Genomic DNA, 13257 nt, shown 5'->3' on the forward strand with positions numbered 1-13257 from the left:
GATCAGATCAGGAGAGATCAGAACGCTGGCTTGATCGCGCCTTTGTACTTCTCTTCGATGAATTTCTTCACTTCAGGCGTGTGCAAGGCTGCAACCAGCTTCTTCACCGCGTCTGCATCCTTGTTGTCTTCGCGGGTTACCAGGATGTTCACGTAAGGCGAGTCGTTGCCTTCGATCACCAGGGCATCCTTGGATGGGTCCAGCTTGGCTTCCAGGGCGTAGTTGGTGTTGATCAGCGCCAGATCGACCTGGGTCAGCACGCGTGGCAAGGTAGCGGCTTCCAGTTCACGGAATTTCAGGTTTTTATCGTTGCCGGTGATGTCCTTGATGGTCGACAGGATGTTGGTCGGGTCCTTCAGGGTGATCAGGCCGTTCTTGGCCAGCAGCAACAGCGCACGGCCGCCGTTGGTGGCGTCGTTCGGGATCACCACGTTGGCGCCGTCAGGCAGGTCGGCCAGTTTTTTGTACTTGCTGGAGTAAGCGCCCAGAGGTTCCAGGTGCACAGCGCCGACGCTCACCAGGTGAGTGCCTTTGGCTTTGTTGAATTCATCCAGGTACGGCTGGTGCTGGAAGAAGTTGGCATCCAGGCGCTTTTCAGCCACCTGTACGTTCGGCTGCACGTAGTCGGTGAAGACTTTGACCTTCAGGTCCACGCCTTCTTTGGCCAGGGCAGGCTTCACGAATTCGAGGATTTCGGCGTGAGGCACCGGCGAAGCAGCGACCGTAATGGTCTCGGCGTGGGCGGAAAACGCAGCCACAGCGGCGAAAGCAACCAGTAGTTTTTTCATCCAGCAAGCTCCTTGTTCGGGCATCTGCCGGCTACGTGCCGGCAATGGCCGTTATTTACGAGAAAAGTGCACCACCAGCCGGTCGCCGACGGTTTGCAGAATTTGCACCAGAATCAACAGCATCACCACAGTGACCACCATCACATCGGTCTGGAAGCGCTGGTAGCCAAAACGGATTGCCAGGTCGCCCAGGCCGCCAGCACCGACCACACCAGCCATCGCGGTGTAGGAAACCAGTGTAATAGCCGTCACCGTAATCGCCGCGAAGATGCCAGGGCGGGCCTCGGGCAATAGGGCATTGGTGATGATCTGGCGGGTGGTGGCGCCCATGGCCTGGGTGGCTTCGATGATGCCACGGTCCACTTCGCGCAGTGCGGTTTCCACCAGGCGCGCAAAGAATGGCGTAGCGCCGACGACCAACGGTGGGATCGCACCGGCAACACCCAGCGACGTGCCGGTGATCAGTACCGTGAACGGAATCATCACGATCAACAGAATGATGAACGGCAGCGAGCGCAAGATATTCACGATCAGCGACAACAGCGCGTACAGGCCTTTTTGTTCGAACAGCTGGCGCGGGCTGGTCAGGAACAACAGCACGCCCAGAGGCAGGCCCAGCAGCACGGTGAAGAACAGCGAGCCGAACAGCATGGTCATAGTGTCGCCGGTGGCGAGCCAGATTTCAGACCAGTCGATATTGGCGAAGAAACTCAGGAACACGTCCATCAGCGCAGCACCTCCATGTGAACGTCTGCGGCGGTGAAGCGTGCAAACGCAGCTTCCATGTCACCGCCGGTGACGGCGAGGGTCAGTTGCCCGTAAGGGATGTCTTTGATGCGGTCGATACGACCGGCAAGAATGCTGTAGTCCACACCGGTTTCCCGTGCGACGGTACCCAGCAGTGGCGCGTAGGTCGCGTCCCCTTGGAACGTCAGGCGCACGATACGGCCTGGCACATGGGCAAAGTCGTCGCGCTGCTCGCCTTCGTCCACCTGTTCGGCTTCTTGTACGAAGCGTTTGGTGGTCGGGTGCTTGGGGTGCAGGAACACGTCGGCCACCGAGCCTTGCTCGACGATCACCCCCGCGTCCATCACCGCGACTTGGTCGCATACGCGGCGGATCACGTCCATTTCATGGGTGATCAACACGATGGTCAGGTTCAACTCGCGGTTGATCTCGGCCAGCAGTTGCAGGACCGACGCCGTGGTTTGCGGGTCGAGGGCGCTGGTGGCTTCGTCACAAAGCAGGATTTTTGGCTTGGTCGCCAGGGCTCGGGCGATGCCGACGCGCTGTTTCTGGCCGCCGGACAACTGCGCCGGGTACTTCTTGGCGTGGTCCGACAAGCCGACGCGGGCGAGCAGCTCAGCCACACGTTGGTCGATTTCCTTGCGCGACAGTTCACCGGCGAGCGTCAGCGGCAGCGCGACGTTGTCGGCCACGGTCTTGGACGCCAGCAAGTTGAAGTGCTGGAAGATCATCCCGACCTGCTGACGGAAGCGGCGCAGGCCGTTGGCATCCAGGGCGGTGACTTCTTCACCGTCGACCGTGATCTGCCCGCCGCTGGGTTCTTCCAGGCGGTTGATCAGGCGCAGCAGTGTGCTTTTACCCGCACCCGAGTGGCCAATCAGGCCGAACACTTGGCCGTTGGCGACGCGCAGGCTGGTGGGGTGCAGGGCGGGGATATCCTTACCGGCGACGCGGTAGGTTTTATGGACGTTTTGAAACTCGATCACGTAGCGAACCTTGTGGGGCGCATTGAAAAGGGATCAGCGGTTAGCCGGGCGCGCATTTTAGCCTGTCCGTATAGCGTTTCTTAGCATTTATTTCGTATTCATCCAGTCATTTGGCAATAACGCGATCAAAGGTCATAAAAAAGGAACGGTGCAAAACCGCGTCAGTCACTACTTAAGCAACTCGATTTCCCAGGTGCCGTGCCTGGGGTTTTGCTCAAACGAGCCGGGGACCGCTCTGGCCACTTTGAATAAGGAGTTTTGACTGATGAGTACCAAGAAGCCAGCCACCCCGCCGAAGAGTGAACTCGCGGGCACTGATACCCTGGACCGTGGCAACACCAACGCCAAGCTGCAGGCGTTGGAAGAATTCCGTTCCGATGCAACCGGCCAGGCCCTGCGCACCAACCAGGGCGTGAAAATTTCCGATAACCAGAACAGCCTGAAAGTCGGCGCTCGCGGCCCGTCGCTGCTGGAAGACTTCATCATGCGTGAAAAGATCACGCACTTCGACCATGAACGCATCCCTGAGCGCATCGTGCATGCCCGTGGTACGGGGGCCCATGGCTATTTCCAGAGCTACGGCGACCATTCGGCGCTGACCAAGGCAGGTTTCCTGCGCACGCCTGAGCATAAAACCCCGGTGTTCGCGCGTTTTTCCACGGTGCAGGGCCCGCGTGGCTCCGGCGACACCGTGCGTGACGTTCGCGGTTTTGCCGTGAAGTTCTTCACCGACGAAGGCAACTTCGACCTGGTGGGCAACAACATGCCGGTGTTCTTCATCCAGGATGCGATCAAATTTCCTGACTTCGTCCACGCGGTGAAACCCGAGCCTCATAACGAGATTCCTACCGGCGGTTCGGCCCACGATACGTTCTGGGACTTTGTTTCGCTGCAACCGGAATCCGCGCACATGGTGATCTGGGCCATGTCCGACCGCGCCATTCCAAAAAGCCTGCGCGCCATGCAGGGCTTTGGGGTACACACCTTCCGTTTGATCAATACCGAAGGTAAGTCCAGCTTCGTGAAGTTCCACTGGCGTCCAAAAGTCGGCACCTGCTCGCTGGTATGGGATGAGGCGCAAAAGCTGGCCGGTAAAGATACGGACTACCACCGTCGTGACCTGTGGGAAGCGATTGAAAGCGGCGATTACCCCGAGTGGGAGCTGGGCGTACAGATCGTGGCCGAAGAAGACGAGCACAAGTTTGATTTCGACTTGCTCGACCCGACCAAGATCATTCCAGAAGAACTGGTACCGATCACGCCGCTGGGCAAAATGGTGCTCAACCGTAACCCGGACAACTTCTTCGCTGAAGTCGAGCAGGTTGCGTTCTGCCCGGGCCACATCGTGCCGGGCATCGACTTCACCAACGACCCATTGCTGCAGGGCCGTCTGTTTTCCTACACCGATACCCAGATCAGCCGACTGGGCGGGCCGAACTTTCATGAGATTCCAATCAACCGGCCTGTCGTGCCTTTCCATAACGGCCAGCGCGACGCTCAGCATCGCACCGTGATTGATAAGGGTCGTGCGTCCTACGAGCCAAACTCTATTGATGGTGGTTGGCCGAAAGAAACCCCTGCTGGTCCTACCGATGGTGGCTTTGAGTCCTACTACGAGCGCGTCGATGCCAACAAAGTACGTGAGCGCAGCGAATCCTTCGGTGACCATTTCTCCCAGGCGACGCTGTTCTACAACAGCATGAGCCACCACGAGAAAGAGCACATTATCGCGGCCTATAGTTTTGAGCTGGGCAAGGTGGAGCGCGAGTTCATCCGTGCGCGCCAGGTCAACGAGATCCTGGCCAATATCGACCTGGAGCTGGCCAAGCGCGTTGCGCAGAACCTCGGCTTGCCGGCGCCGACCAAGGGCACCGTGCCTGCACGTGAAACGTCGTTGAAAGAATCGCCAGCCTTGAGCCAGGTGAATTTGCTATCGGGTGATATCAAAACGCGCAAAGTGGCGATTCTGGCAGCCAACGGCGTTGATGGTGCGGCCATTGACGCGTTAAAAGCCGCGCTTGAAGCTGAAGGCGCCCATGCCAAGTTGCTGGGGCCTACTTCGGCGCCGGTAACCACCGCGCAGGGCAAGACGCTGCCGGTCGACGCCTCCATGGAAGGCATGCCGTCCATTGCCTTCGACGCAGTGTTTATCCCGGGTGGCAAAGAGTCCGTGAAGGCGCTGAGCGGTGATGGCGTGGCGTTGCATTACGTACTGGAAGCCTACAAACACCTGAAGGCGATTGCGGTAGCCAGCGATGTGAAGCCGTTGCTGGACCTGCTGAAACTGGAGGAGGATGCGGGGTTGATCGTGGGCGCGGATGCCAAGGCGTTCAAAGCGTTTTTTGCGGCGATTGCCCAGCATCGGGTGTGGGAGCGTGAGCCGAAATCCAAGGCGATTCCGGCTTAACTTATCGGTTGTTTGTTAGGTCGTCATCGCAGGCAAGCCAGCTCCCACACTGTTCAAATGTGGGAGCTGGCTTGCCTGCGATGCTTTTAGTCCGCCTTGCGCGGAATCAGCACAACCTGCGCCGGAATATGTTTCAGGATTTGCCGGTGAATCTTCAGGTCATACCCCGAATCAATCCGCTTGACCCGCTTGGTCAGTAACGTGGCCAGCCACGGGTAATCCTGGGTGCGTGGCACCTGGATGCTGACGTCGCACTGGTAATTCACCACATCGGTGGCGATGGCGTCCAACTGATGGCGCATGTCTTCAACATCCGCAAGGTTCAGCGCCACGGTGGTGCTCGGCGCTGCCGGGTCGATGACCTTGGCGGCAGGCTTGGCCTCAGCGGCTTTCAACGCAGCTTCTGCCTGGTCCAATTCGGCTTTGCGCGCATGGCTGATGGCGCTGTTGACGCCACCGGTCAGCGCAGGGGCCTTGGGCATCAAGGCGCGGGCGCGGCTCAGGGCCGTGGCGGCAGCGTTGACGTCGCCTTTTTGCAACACGATCTGGCTGCGTTGCAGGTAGGCTTCGGCCAATTGACGCTGGTAGGCCTCAAGTGCCGGGTCATTGGGCGATTGGGCCTGCAATGCAGCCAGCTGGTCTTCGGCGGTGGCCAATTCGCTGCTGGCCAGGTTTTGTTCCAGCTGCGCGATGGCCGCAGCCCGCGGATCCGGAGCCTGGGGGGCAGCGGGTGGCGTACTTTGGCAGGCGCCCAGCAGCAGTGAAAATGCGGCAAGGAGCAGATAACGGGAGGTGAACGGCTTCATTCCTGCGACTCTCTATTTGCGCAAAAAGCGAGCAAGTCTACACCCCTCGACGGGGCAGGACAAAACTCAGCAGAAACAGGGCGGCCGCCGTAACCACAATCGACGGCCCGGCCGGTGTGTCCTTGAACCAGGACAGCGCCAGGCCACCACACACTGCAAGCATCCCCAGGAGGCTGGCGCCAATCGCCATCTGCTCCGGAGAGCGAGCGTGGCGCTGGGCGGCGGCGGCTGGAATGATCAGCAGCGACGTGATCAACAATACGCCGACAATCTTCATCGCGACAGCAATCACCACGGCGATGAGCAACATCAAGGCCATACGCAGGCCTGCGACGGGCAAGCCTTCTACCTTGGCCAGTTCTTCATGCACGGTGATCGCCAGCAACGGGCGCCACAGGGCCACCAGCAACGCCAGCACCGCAGCGCTGCCGCCGAGGATCCAGGCCAGGTCGGTCGGGCTGATCGCCAGCAGGTCGCCGAACAGGTAGGCCATCAGGTCGATGCGCACTTCATGCATGAAGCTCAGCACCACCAGGCCCAGAGACAAGGTACTGGGCGCAAGGATGCCCAGCAGTGTGTCGGAAGCCAGTGGCTGGCGTTGCTGCAGGGTCACCAGCAGCACGGCTAGCAGCAGGCAGCCGACGGTCACGGCGATGGCCGGGCTTACATCCAGCAGAAAGCCCATGGCCACGCCCAGCAAGGCAGCATGGGACAAGGTGTCGCCGAAATAGGCCATGCGTCGCCACACCACGAACGAGCCCAATGGGCCCGCCACCAGTGCCAAAGCCAAGCCTGCCAGCAGGGCGTAGAGCAGAAAATCAGCCATGCTTGCAGCTATCTCCATGAACGTGGGGGGTATCGACGACGGCGCCATGCAGGTCATGGGCGTGGTCATGGTGGTGATGGTAGATCGCCAGGCTCTGGGCGTTCTTGCCGAACAGCTCCACGAACGCCGGGTCGCCACTGACCTGTTCCGGGTGGCCGGAGCAGCACACGTGGCGGTTGAGGCAGACCACTTGGTCGGTGGTGCTCATGACCAGGTGCAAGTCGTGGGAGACCATCAGTACGCCGCAACCATGGCGGTCGCGCAGGCGGGTGATCAGGCTGTACAGCTCGGCCTGGCCGGCGACATCGACACCTTGCACGGGTTCATCGAGTACCAGCAGCTCGGGCTCGCGCAGCAGGGCGCGGGCCAGCAGCACGCGCTGCATTTCGCCACCGGAGATGCTTTGCACCGGGTTGTCGATGACGTGTTCGGCGCCGACTTCCTTAAGCGCAGCCTGGGCGCGGGCGCGGTCTACGCCAGGCACCAGGCGCAGGAAGCGCAATACGGAGAGCGGCAATGTCGGGTCCACATGCAGCTTTTGCGGCATATAGCCCACGCGCAGCTTGGGCTTGCGCCAAACCGTGCCGCTGTGGGGCTTGAGCAGCCCGAGTACGGCGCGCACCAAGGTGGTCTTGCCAGCGCCGTTGGGGCCGATCAAGGTGACGATTTGACCCGGCTCCACGCTCAGTGCGATGTTCTCCAGCACGTTTTGCCCGGCGAACGTGACCCCGACCTGCTCCAGGCGGATTAACGCATTGCTCATCAAACCCCCTGGCAGCCTGCGCACAGGCCGACCACTTCGACCGTTTGCCCTTCGACCTTGAAGCCGACGTCGGCAGAGCTTTTGATAATGGCGTCGCTGATGCTTTTTTGTTCAAGCTCAATGGCGGCGTGGCACTCGCGGCAGATCAAGAACTGGCCCTGATGCGCGTGCTCCGGGTGGTTGCAACCGACAAAGGCGTTAAGCGAGGCGATACGGTGCACCAGGCCGTTTTCCAGCAGGAAATCCAACGCACGGTAAACGGTGGGCGGCGCGGCGCGGCGGCCGTCCTGCTCGCTGAGGACGCCCAGAATGTCGTACGCGCCCAAAGGCTTGTGGCTCTGCCACACCAGCTCCAGCACCCGGCGACGCAAGGCAGTCAGGCGCAAGCCTTTCTTTGCGCACAGGGTGTCGGCCTCTGACAATGCGGTGTGCACGCAGTGAGAGTGGTCGTGGGGACGGCTGGCAAGCGGTGTTTTAGGCATGAGCGGCGACAGATATTTGATAGAGACGTTATTATGTTACCCGTTCCTACGCCATCGAGTGGTCATCGTGTCCCGACTTTTTCCCGTTTTTGTCGTATTTGTCACCAGTTTGTTCGTTGCGGGTGCCGCTCAGGCCGAGGTCAAGGTACTGACGAGCATCAAGCCGTTGCAGCTGATTGCCGCTGCCGTGCAGGACGGCGTGGCTGTTCCAGAGGTATTGCTGCCGCCGGGGGCGTCGCCGCACAACTTCGCTTTACGCCCATCCGACGTACGGCGTGTGCAGTCGGTGGACCTGCTGTACTGGATCGGGCCGGACATGGAAACGTTTTTGCCGCGTGTGCTCAAAGGCCGTACGGCGCCAACGGTGGCCGTGCAGGACCTGCCAGGCATGAAACTGCGCATCTTCGGCGAAGATAGCCATTCACATGCCGATGAAGCCGACGAACATGACCACGATCACCGCCCAGGCAGTGTGGATGCGCACCTGTGGCTGTCCACGGTCAATGCACGTGTGATCGCCGCTCGGATGGCGGCCGATCTGAGCGCTGCCGACCCAGCCAATGCCGAGCGTTATCAGAGCAATGCGAAGGCCTTCGAAGAACGCCTGAACGCGCTGGATGCGCGCCTGAAGCAGCGTTTGGCGGGCGTTGATGGCAAACCATACTTCGTGTTCCACGAAGCCTTTGATTACTTCGAAGAGGCGTACGGTTTGAAGCATGCTGGCGTGTTCAGCGTGGCCGCCGAAGTGCAGCCGGGCGCGCAGCACGTAGCGGCGATGCGCGCGCGTTTGCAGGACGTGGGCAAGACTTGCGTGTTCAGCGAGCCGCCGTTGCGACCTCGCTTGGCCGAAACCCTGGTGGCCGGGTTGCCGGTGAAGTTGGCGGAATTGGATGCGTTGGGTGGCTATACGCCGGCTACCGCGCAGGGTTATGAGCAGGTGCTGGAAAAACTCGGCAATGATCTGGCCGGTTGCCTGGAGTCGCTCTGACAGGCAATACAAAACCCCTGTGGGAGCGGGCTTGCCCGCGATAGCGGTGTGTCAGTCGATACCGCTATCGCAGGCAAGCCAGCTCCCACATTGACCGAGTCGGTCTTTTAAAGCGCGAACGGTAGATGGAGCGTGACCTGCTGACGCTGCGCCAGGCGATGCTCGAACTCAGCCGGGTCGTGAATCAACACATCCTGCCCGGCAAATGACTCGGCCGCGATCAGCCGGGACAGCCAGAACCGTACGCACGCCACGCGCAGCATGGTCGGCCATAGCTCGGCTTCCTTCGCGGTAAACGCTCGTAGCCCCGCGTAAGCGCCCAGCAGCGCCCGGGCACGGTGACCGTCAATCACGCCATCGGCATCCGAGCACCAGTCATTCAAGGCGATTGCCACGTCGTAGAGCATCGGCCCCGAACAGGCGTTGTAGAAGTCGATCAGGCCCGTCAGGTGCGTGCCTTCAAACATCGCGTTATCGCGAAACAGATCGGCGTGCACATTCGCTCGTGGCAGGCCGAGGATGTCAGCCTTGTGAGCGTCGATCTCGGCCAGCGCATCGCGCAACAGGCGTTGCTGGGCCTCGTTGAGGTGCGAAATAAGCTGCGCGCCCTCGCTGAGCATCCACGCCAGGCCGCGGTCGGTCTTGCGTTCAAGTACCTTTTCGCCCTGGGTGGCCAAGTGCAGGTGGCCGAGCAGTTCGCCAACCTGGGCGCAATGCTGCGCATTGGCCTCCTTGATGTGCTTGCCCGCCAGGCGCGGTTGCAGCAAGGCCGGTTTGCCCTTGAGTTCGCGCAAAGCGATACCGTCGGTGGTACGCAGGGCGTACGGCACGGGCAGATCGGCGTCGTGGAGCACGTCAAGCAGTTCGATGAAGAACGGCATTTCTGCCACCGGGCCACGCTCAACCAGGGTCAGGACGAATTCACCCTGTTCCAGGCTGATAAAGAAATTGGTGTTTTCGCTGCCGGCGGCAATCCCCTGGAAATCAAGCAGGCGGCCGAGCCCGTAAGGGGCGAGAAAGGTTTCCAGCTCGGGCCGAGCCAGGGGGGTGAACACAGACATGGTTAAAACTGCCGTTACGGGCGCTGCGGTGGGCAGCGCCGGTTAAAATTAAGAAATCATTTCCATTCGAAGATCTTCCATGACGGGATCAGCATATCCGGCTGGTCAGAGCGGATGAAGTTCGCGTCGGTGCCGTCCGCACGTACCAGAAAGTACGGTGGTGCGCCCTTCGGGGTGACTTTGATTGCGTACAGAAAGCCGTTTTGGCGGTATTCCTGGATGGTTTTGTCGCCTTCCGTGCGAATGGTAACTTCCGGATCACCTCCAGGGGCACTGTCTGCCGCCGTGGCAGCCATCGGAGCGAGTGCAATCAAACCGGTCAACAGCAGGCGATTGAATGTACGCATGATAACCTTGTCCCTTTGTTTTCATTGGTCCGGCTATTCTAGCGCCTGACCCGCCGAAAAGGTTGATCCTGCTCATGAGCCAAGCGCCCCTCGTCCTGGTGGACGGTTCTTCTTATCTGTACCGCGCCTTCCACGCGCTGCCACCGCTGACCACCTCCAAAGGCCTGCCCACCGGTGCGGTCAAGGGCGTGTTGAACATGCTCAAAAGCCTGCGCAAGCAGTACCCGGACAGCCCATTTGCCGTGGTTTTCGACGCCAAGGGTGGGACGTTTCGCGATGAGATGTACGCCGAATACAAAGCCAACCGCCCGAGCATGCCCGATGACATGCGCCTGCAGATCGAGCCGCTGCATCAAAGCGTGATCGCTCTTGGCTTCCCGTTGCTGTGCGTCGAGGGCGTTGAGGCCGATGACGTGATCGGCACTCTGGCCCGCAGCAGCGCGGCCGCCAGCCGCCCGGTGGTGATCTCGACCGGTGACAAAGACATGGCGCAGTTGGTGGACGGCCACATTACCTTGGTCAACACCATGACCGGTAGCTCGATGGACATCGAGGGCGTTAAGGAGAAATTCGGTGTCGCTCCGGAGCAGATCATCGACTATCTGGCGTTGATGGGGGATTCGTCCGACAACATTCCCGGCGTTCCGGGCATTGGCCCCAAGACCGCCTCTGGCTTGCTGGTAGGGGTCAATGGCGGCCTCAAAGAGCTTTATGAGCAGCTGGATATTGTGCCGACCCTGCCCATCCGTGGGGCCAAGACCCTGCCGGCCAAGCTGGAAGAGCATAAGGAGATGGCATTCCTGTCTTATCAGTTGGCGACGATCAAGATCGATGTGCCGCTGGATATCGGGTTGGATGATTTGCACCTGATCGAACCGGATCGCGAAAAGCTGCTGGAGCTGTACACGCTGCTTGAGTTCAAAAGCTGGTACGACGAGATCCAGCGCGATGCCAAGCGTGTCGAGCTCAAATCGGCGAGCGAAGTTGCGCCTGCCGCCGAAATGCCGGTCGAGGCTGTTATATCGGTACCGGTAGAGGCGGTTTACACCACCATTCTGGACCAAGCCACCTTCGACGTGTGGCTGAAAAAACTCCACGATGCGCCGTTGTTTGCTTTCGACACCGAAACCACCGGCATCGACGCCCAGCAGGCGCAATTGGTCGGGGTCTCGTTTGCTGTGCAGCCCCATGAAGCCGCCTACATCCCGCTGACCCATTCCTATATCGGCGCGCCGGATCAATTGGACCGCGACACCGTGCTGCTGGCCCTGAAACCGCTGCTGGAAGACCCGACCAAACTCAAGGTGGGCCAGCACGCCAAGTTCGATATGAACATCCTGGCCAACTGCGCCATTGGCGGCGACCCTGCCCAGGGCATTACCGTGCGCGGCATCGCCTTCGACACCATGCTTGAATCCTACGTGCTCAATTCCACCGCGACGCGGCACGATATGGACAGTCTGGCGAAGAAGTACCTGGACCACGACACGGTCAGCTTCCAGGACATCGCCGGCAAAGGTGCAAAGCAACTCACGTTCGACCAGATCGCCCTTGAGCAAGCCGGCCCCTACGCGGCCGAAGATGCCGACGTGACCTTGCGCCTGCATCAACACTTGTACGCGCAACTGGCCGCGATCCCGACCCTGGCCAGTGTGCTGACGGACATCGAGATCCCGCTGGTGCCGGTGCTGGCACGCATCGAGCGCCAGGGCGCACTGGTAGACAAGGACCTGCTCGGCATCCAGAGCATCGAGCTGGGTAACAAGATGGTCGAGCTGGAGCGCCAGGCGTACGAGATCGCCGGTGAAGAATTCAACCTGGGTTCGCCCAAGCAGCTCGGGGCGATCCTGTACGAGAAGCTCGGCATGCCGGTGCTGAAGAAAACCGGCAAGGGCCAGGCATCCACGGCTGAGGAAGTACTGGCCAAACTGGCCGAGGATGATTTCCCGCTGCCCAAGGTACTCATGCAGTACCGCAGCATGAGCAAGCTCAAAAGTACCTATACCGACCGCCTGCCGGAACAGATCAACCCGCGTACCGGGCGTATTCATACGTCCTACCATCAGGCCGTCGCGGCGACCGGGCGCTTGTCCTCCAGCGATCCGAACCTGCAGAACATCCCGGTGCGCACCGCCGAGGGACGGCGCATTCGCCAGGCGTTTGTCGCGCCCAAGGGTTACAAGCTACTAGCGGCGGACTATTCGCAGATCGAGCTGCGGATCATGGCGCATTTGTCCAAGGACGAAGGCTTGATGAACGCCTTCCGCAATGACCTGGACGTGCATACGGCCACGGCGGCCGAAGTGTTCAAGGTCGAGTTGAATGAGGTCACGTCCAACCAGCGCCGCAGCGCCAAGGCGATCAACTTCGGCCTGATTTACGGCATGGGCGCCCAGAAGCTGGGTAAGGACATCGGCGTCGATACCAAGACCGCCAAGGCTTACATCGATGTGTACTTCGCCCGCTACCCAGGGGTGCGCGAATACATGGAGCGCACCCGCGCCCAGGCGGCGGATCAGGGGTATGTCGAAACGTTCTTCGGACGACGGCTGTACTTGCCGGATATCAACTCCAACAAGCCCCAAGAGCGCGCGGCGGCCGAGCGCACGGCGATCAACGCGCCGATGCAGGGCACGGCGGCGGACATCATCAAGAAAGCCATGGTGCAGGTGGATAACTGGCTGACCGAGTCGGGCCTGGATGCCAAGGTTATCCTTCAAGTGCACGACGAATTGGTGCTGGAGGTGCGTGAAGACTTGGTCGCGCAGGTCAGCGAGAAGATTCGCGAGCATATGAGCGCGGCGGCGCAGTTGGACGTGCCTTTGGTGGTGGACGTAGGCGTAGGCGATAACTGGGACGAGGCGCACTGATTCTGCGGCTTTGCCATCATCGCCAGTGGTGGCGAAGCGGTTTAGAGCGCAAACGGGGGTCAGTTATTTCCAATAGTTTTTTGAGCCTGTCGGAACTTAACCTGTGAACTGCCACTCAGAGTTACTGAATGGGTGGTGAAGCCCTTCAATGCTCCTATGTTGTGTTAAGTGTTGGCAGATAATTCC

At 60.3% G+C, this 13257-nt stretch carries 12 protein-coding genes; 3 read left to right on the top strand and 9 right to left on the bottom strand.

The genetic code is table 11. The annotated features are described in order from the left end of the window. Positions 1–17: 17 nt before the first annotated feature. The 3 genes from BOP96_RS11945 to BOP96_RS11955 are packed head-to-tail and all read right to left on the bottom strand — an operon-like array spanning position 18 to position 2521. Positions 18–788, bottom strand: coding sequence for a MetQ/NlpA family ABC transporter substrate-binding protein (locus BOP96_RS11945; RefSeq protein WP_014716331.1), 771 nt, complete (start codon positions 786–788; stop codon positions 18–20). Between the two features lie 51 nt (positions 789–839). Next, a complete protein-coding gene (locus tag BOP96_RS11950; RefSeq protein WP_003187354.1) occupies positions 840–1514 on the bottom strand; it encodes a methionine ABC transporter permease in 675 nt (224 codons plus the stop codon). Further along, on the bottom strand, positions 1514–2521 hold the full coding sequence (locus tag BOP96_RS11955) for a methionine ABC transporter ATP-binding protein (protein ID WP_014716332.1): 1008 nt from the start codon (positions 2519–2521) through the stop codon (positions 1514–1516). Before BOP96_RS11955 ends, BOP96_RS11950 begins: the two co-directional genes overlap by 1 nt. A 265-nt stretch (positions 2522–2786) precedes the next feature. On the opposite strand from BOP96_RS11955, the gene katE reads away from it, so the two are divergent. Next, the gene (katE, locus tag BOP96_RS11960; protein WP_060766945.1) at positions 2787–4928 is read left to right on the top strand and encodes a catalase HPII; all 2142 of its coding nucleotides are present in this window, start codon (positions 2787–2789) and stop codon (positions 4926–4928) included. An 86-nt stretch (positions 4929–5014) separates the two neighbouring features. On the opposite strand, the gene BOP96_RS11965 is transcribed toward katE, so the two are convergent. The 4 genes from BOP96_RS11965 to zur are packed head-to-tail and all read right to left on the bottom strand — an operon-like array spanning position 5015 to position 7805. After that, positions 5015–5734 (bottom strand): PA5502 family lipoprotein, encoded by a 720-nt coding sequence (locus BOP96_RS11965; protein WP_014716334.1) that lies wholly within the window; start codon positions 5732–5734, stop codon positions 5015–5017. A 37-nt stretch (positions 5735–5771) separates the two neighbouring features. Beyond that, positions 5772–6560, bottom strand: coding sequence for a zinc ABC transporter permease subunit ZnuB (znuB, locus tag BOP96_RS11970; RefSeq protein WP_014716335.1), 789 nt, complete (start codon positions 6558–6560; stop codon positions 5772–5774). After that, positions 6553–7323, bottom strand: a complete 771-nt coding sequence (znuC, locus tag BOP96_RS11975) for a zinc ABC transporter ATP-binding protein ZnuC (protein WP_003187361.1) — start codon at positions 7321–7323, stop codon at positions 6553–6555. The genes znuB and znuC overlap by 8 nt, the downstream gene beginning before the upstream one ends. Continuing rightward, entirely contained in the window at positions 7323–7805 is a 483-nt protein-coding gene (zur, locus tag BOP96_RS11980; RefSeq protein WP_014716336.1) for a zinc uptake transcriptional repressor Zur, read from the bottom strand. Before zur ends, znuC begins: the two co-directional genes overlap by 1 nt. Before the next feature lie 58 nt (positions 7806–7863). Between zur and BOP96_RS11985 the strand changes: the two genes are divergently transcribed. After that, a complete protein-coding gene (locus tag BOP96_RS11985) occupies positions 7864–8793 on the top strand; it encodes a zinc ABC transporter substrate-binding protein (protein ID WP_073452792.1) in 930 nt (309 codons plus the stop codon). 107 nt (positions 8794–8900) lie between these two features. On the opposite strand, the gene BOP96_RS11990 is transcribed toward BOP96_RS11985, so the two are convergent. After that, positions 8901–9854 (bottom strand): homoserine kinase, encoded by a 954-nt coding sequence (locus BOP96_RS11990; RefSeq protein ID WP_014716337.1) that lies wholly within the window; start codon positions 9852–9854, stop codon positions 8901–8903. A gap of 56 nt (positions 9855–9910) precedes the next feature. Beyond that, on the bottom strand, positions 9911–10201 hold the full coding sequence (locus BOP96_RS11995; protein ID WP_014716338.1) for a DUF2782 domain-containing protein: 291 nt from the start codon (positions 10199–10201) through the stop codon (positions 9911–9913). A 74-nt stretch (positions 10202–10275) separates the two neighbouring features. Between BOP96_RS11995 and polA the strand changes: the two genes are divergently transcribed. Next, positions 10276–13071, top strand: a complete 2796-nt coding sequence (gene polA / locus BOP96_RS12000; RefSeq protein ID WP_014716339.1) for a DNA polymerase I — start codon at positions 10276–10278, stop codon at positions 13069–13071. The last annotated feature ends 186 nt before the right edge of the window (positions 13072–13257 follow it).

Origin of the sequence: Pseudomonas sp. FSL W5-0203, assembly GCF_001896155.1 — a bacterium.
GTDB classification, from domain to species: domain Bacteria; phylum Pseudomonadota; class Gammaproteobacteria; order Pseudomonadales; family Pseudomonadaceae; genus Aquipseudomonas; species Aquipseudomonas paracarnis.

Bases quoted from the DNA above. Each gene is read 5' to 3' on its own strand.
- znuC (WP_003187361.1), bottom strand. From the start codon at position 7,323: ATGAGCAATGCGTTAATCCGCCTGGAGCAGGTCGGGGTCACGTTCGCC.
- znuB (WP_014716335.1), bottom strand. From the start codon at position 6,560: ATGGCTGATTTTCTGCTCTACGCCCTGCTGGCAGGCTTGGCTTTGGCA.
- polA (WP_014716339.1), top strand. From the start codon at position 10,276: ATGAGCCAAGCGCCCCTCGTCCTGGTGGACGGTTCTTCTTATCTGTAC.
- BOP96_RS11945 (WP_014716331.1), bottom strand. From the start codon at position 788: ATGAAAAAACTACTGGTTGCTTTCGCCGCTGTGGCTGCGTTTTCCGCC.
- BOP96_RS11995 (WP_014716338.1), bottom strand. From the start codon at position 10,201: ATGCGTACATTCAATCGCCTGCTGTTGACCGGTTTGATTGCACTCGCT.
- katE (WP_060766945.1), top strand. From the start codon at position 2,787: ATGAGTACCAAGAAGCCAGCCACCCCGCCGAAGAGTGAACTCGCGGGC.
- BOP96_RS11965 (WP_014716334.1), bottom strand. From the start codon at position 5,734: ATGAAGCCGTTCACCTCCCGTTATCTGCTCCTTGCCGCATTTTCACTG.
- BOP96_RS11990 (WP_014716337.1), bottom strand. From the start codon at position 9,854: ATGTCTGTGTTCACCCCCCTGGCTCGGCCCGAGCTGGAAACCTTTCTC.
- zur (WP_014716336.1), bottom strand. From the start codon at position 7,805: ATGCCTAAAACACCGCTTGCCAGCCGTCCCCACGACCACTCTCACTGC.
- BOP96_RS11950 (WP_003187354.1), bottom strand. From the start codon at position 1,514: ATGGACGTGTTCCTGAGTTTCTTCGCCAATATCGACTGGTCTGAAATC.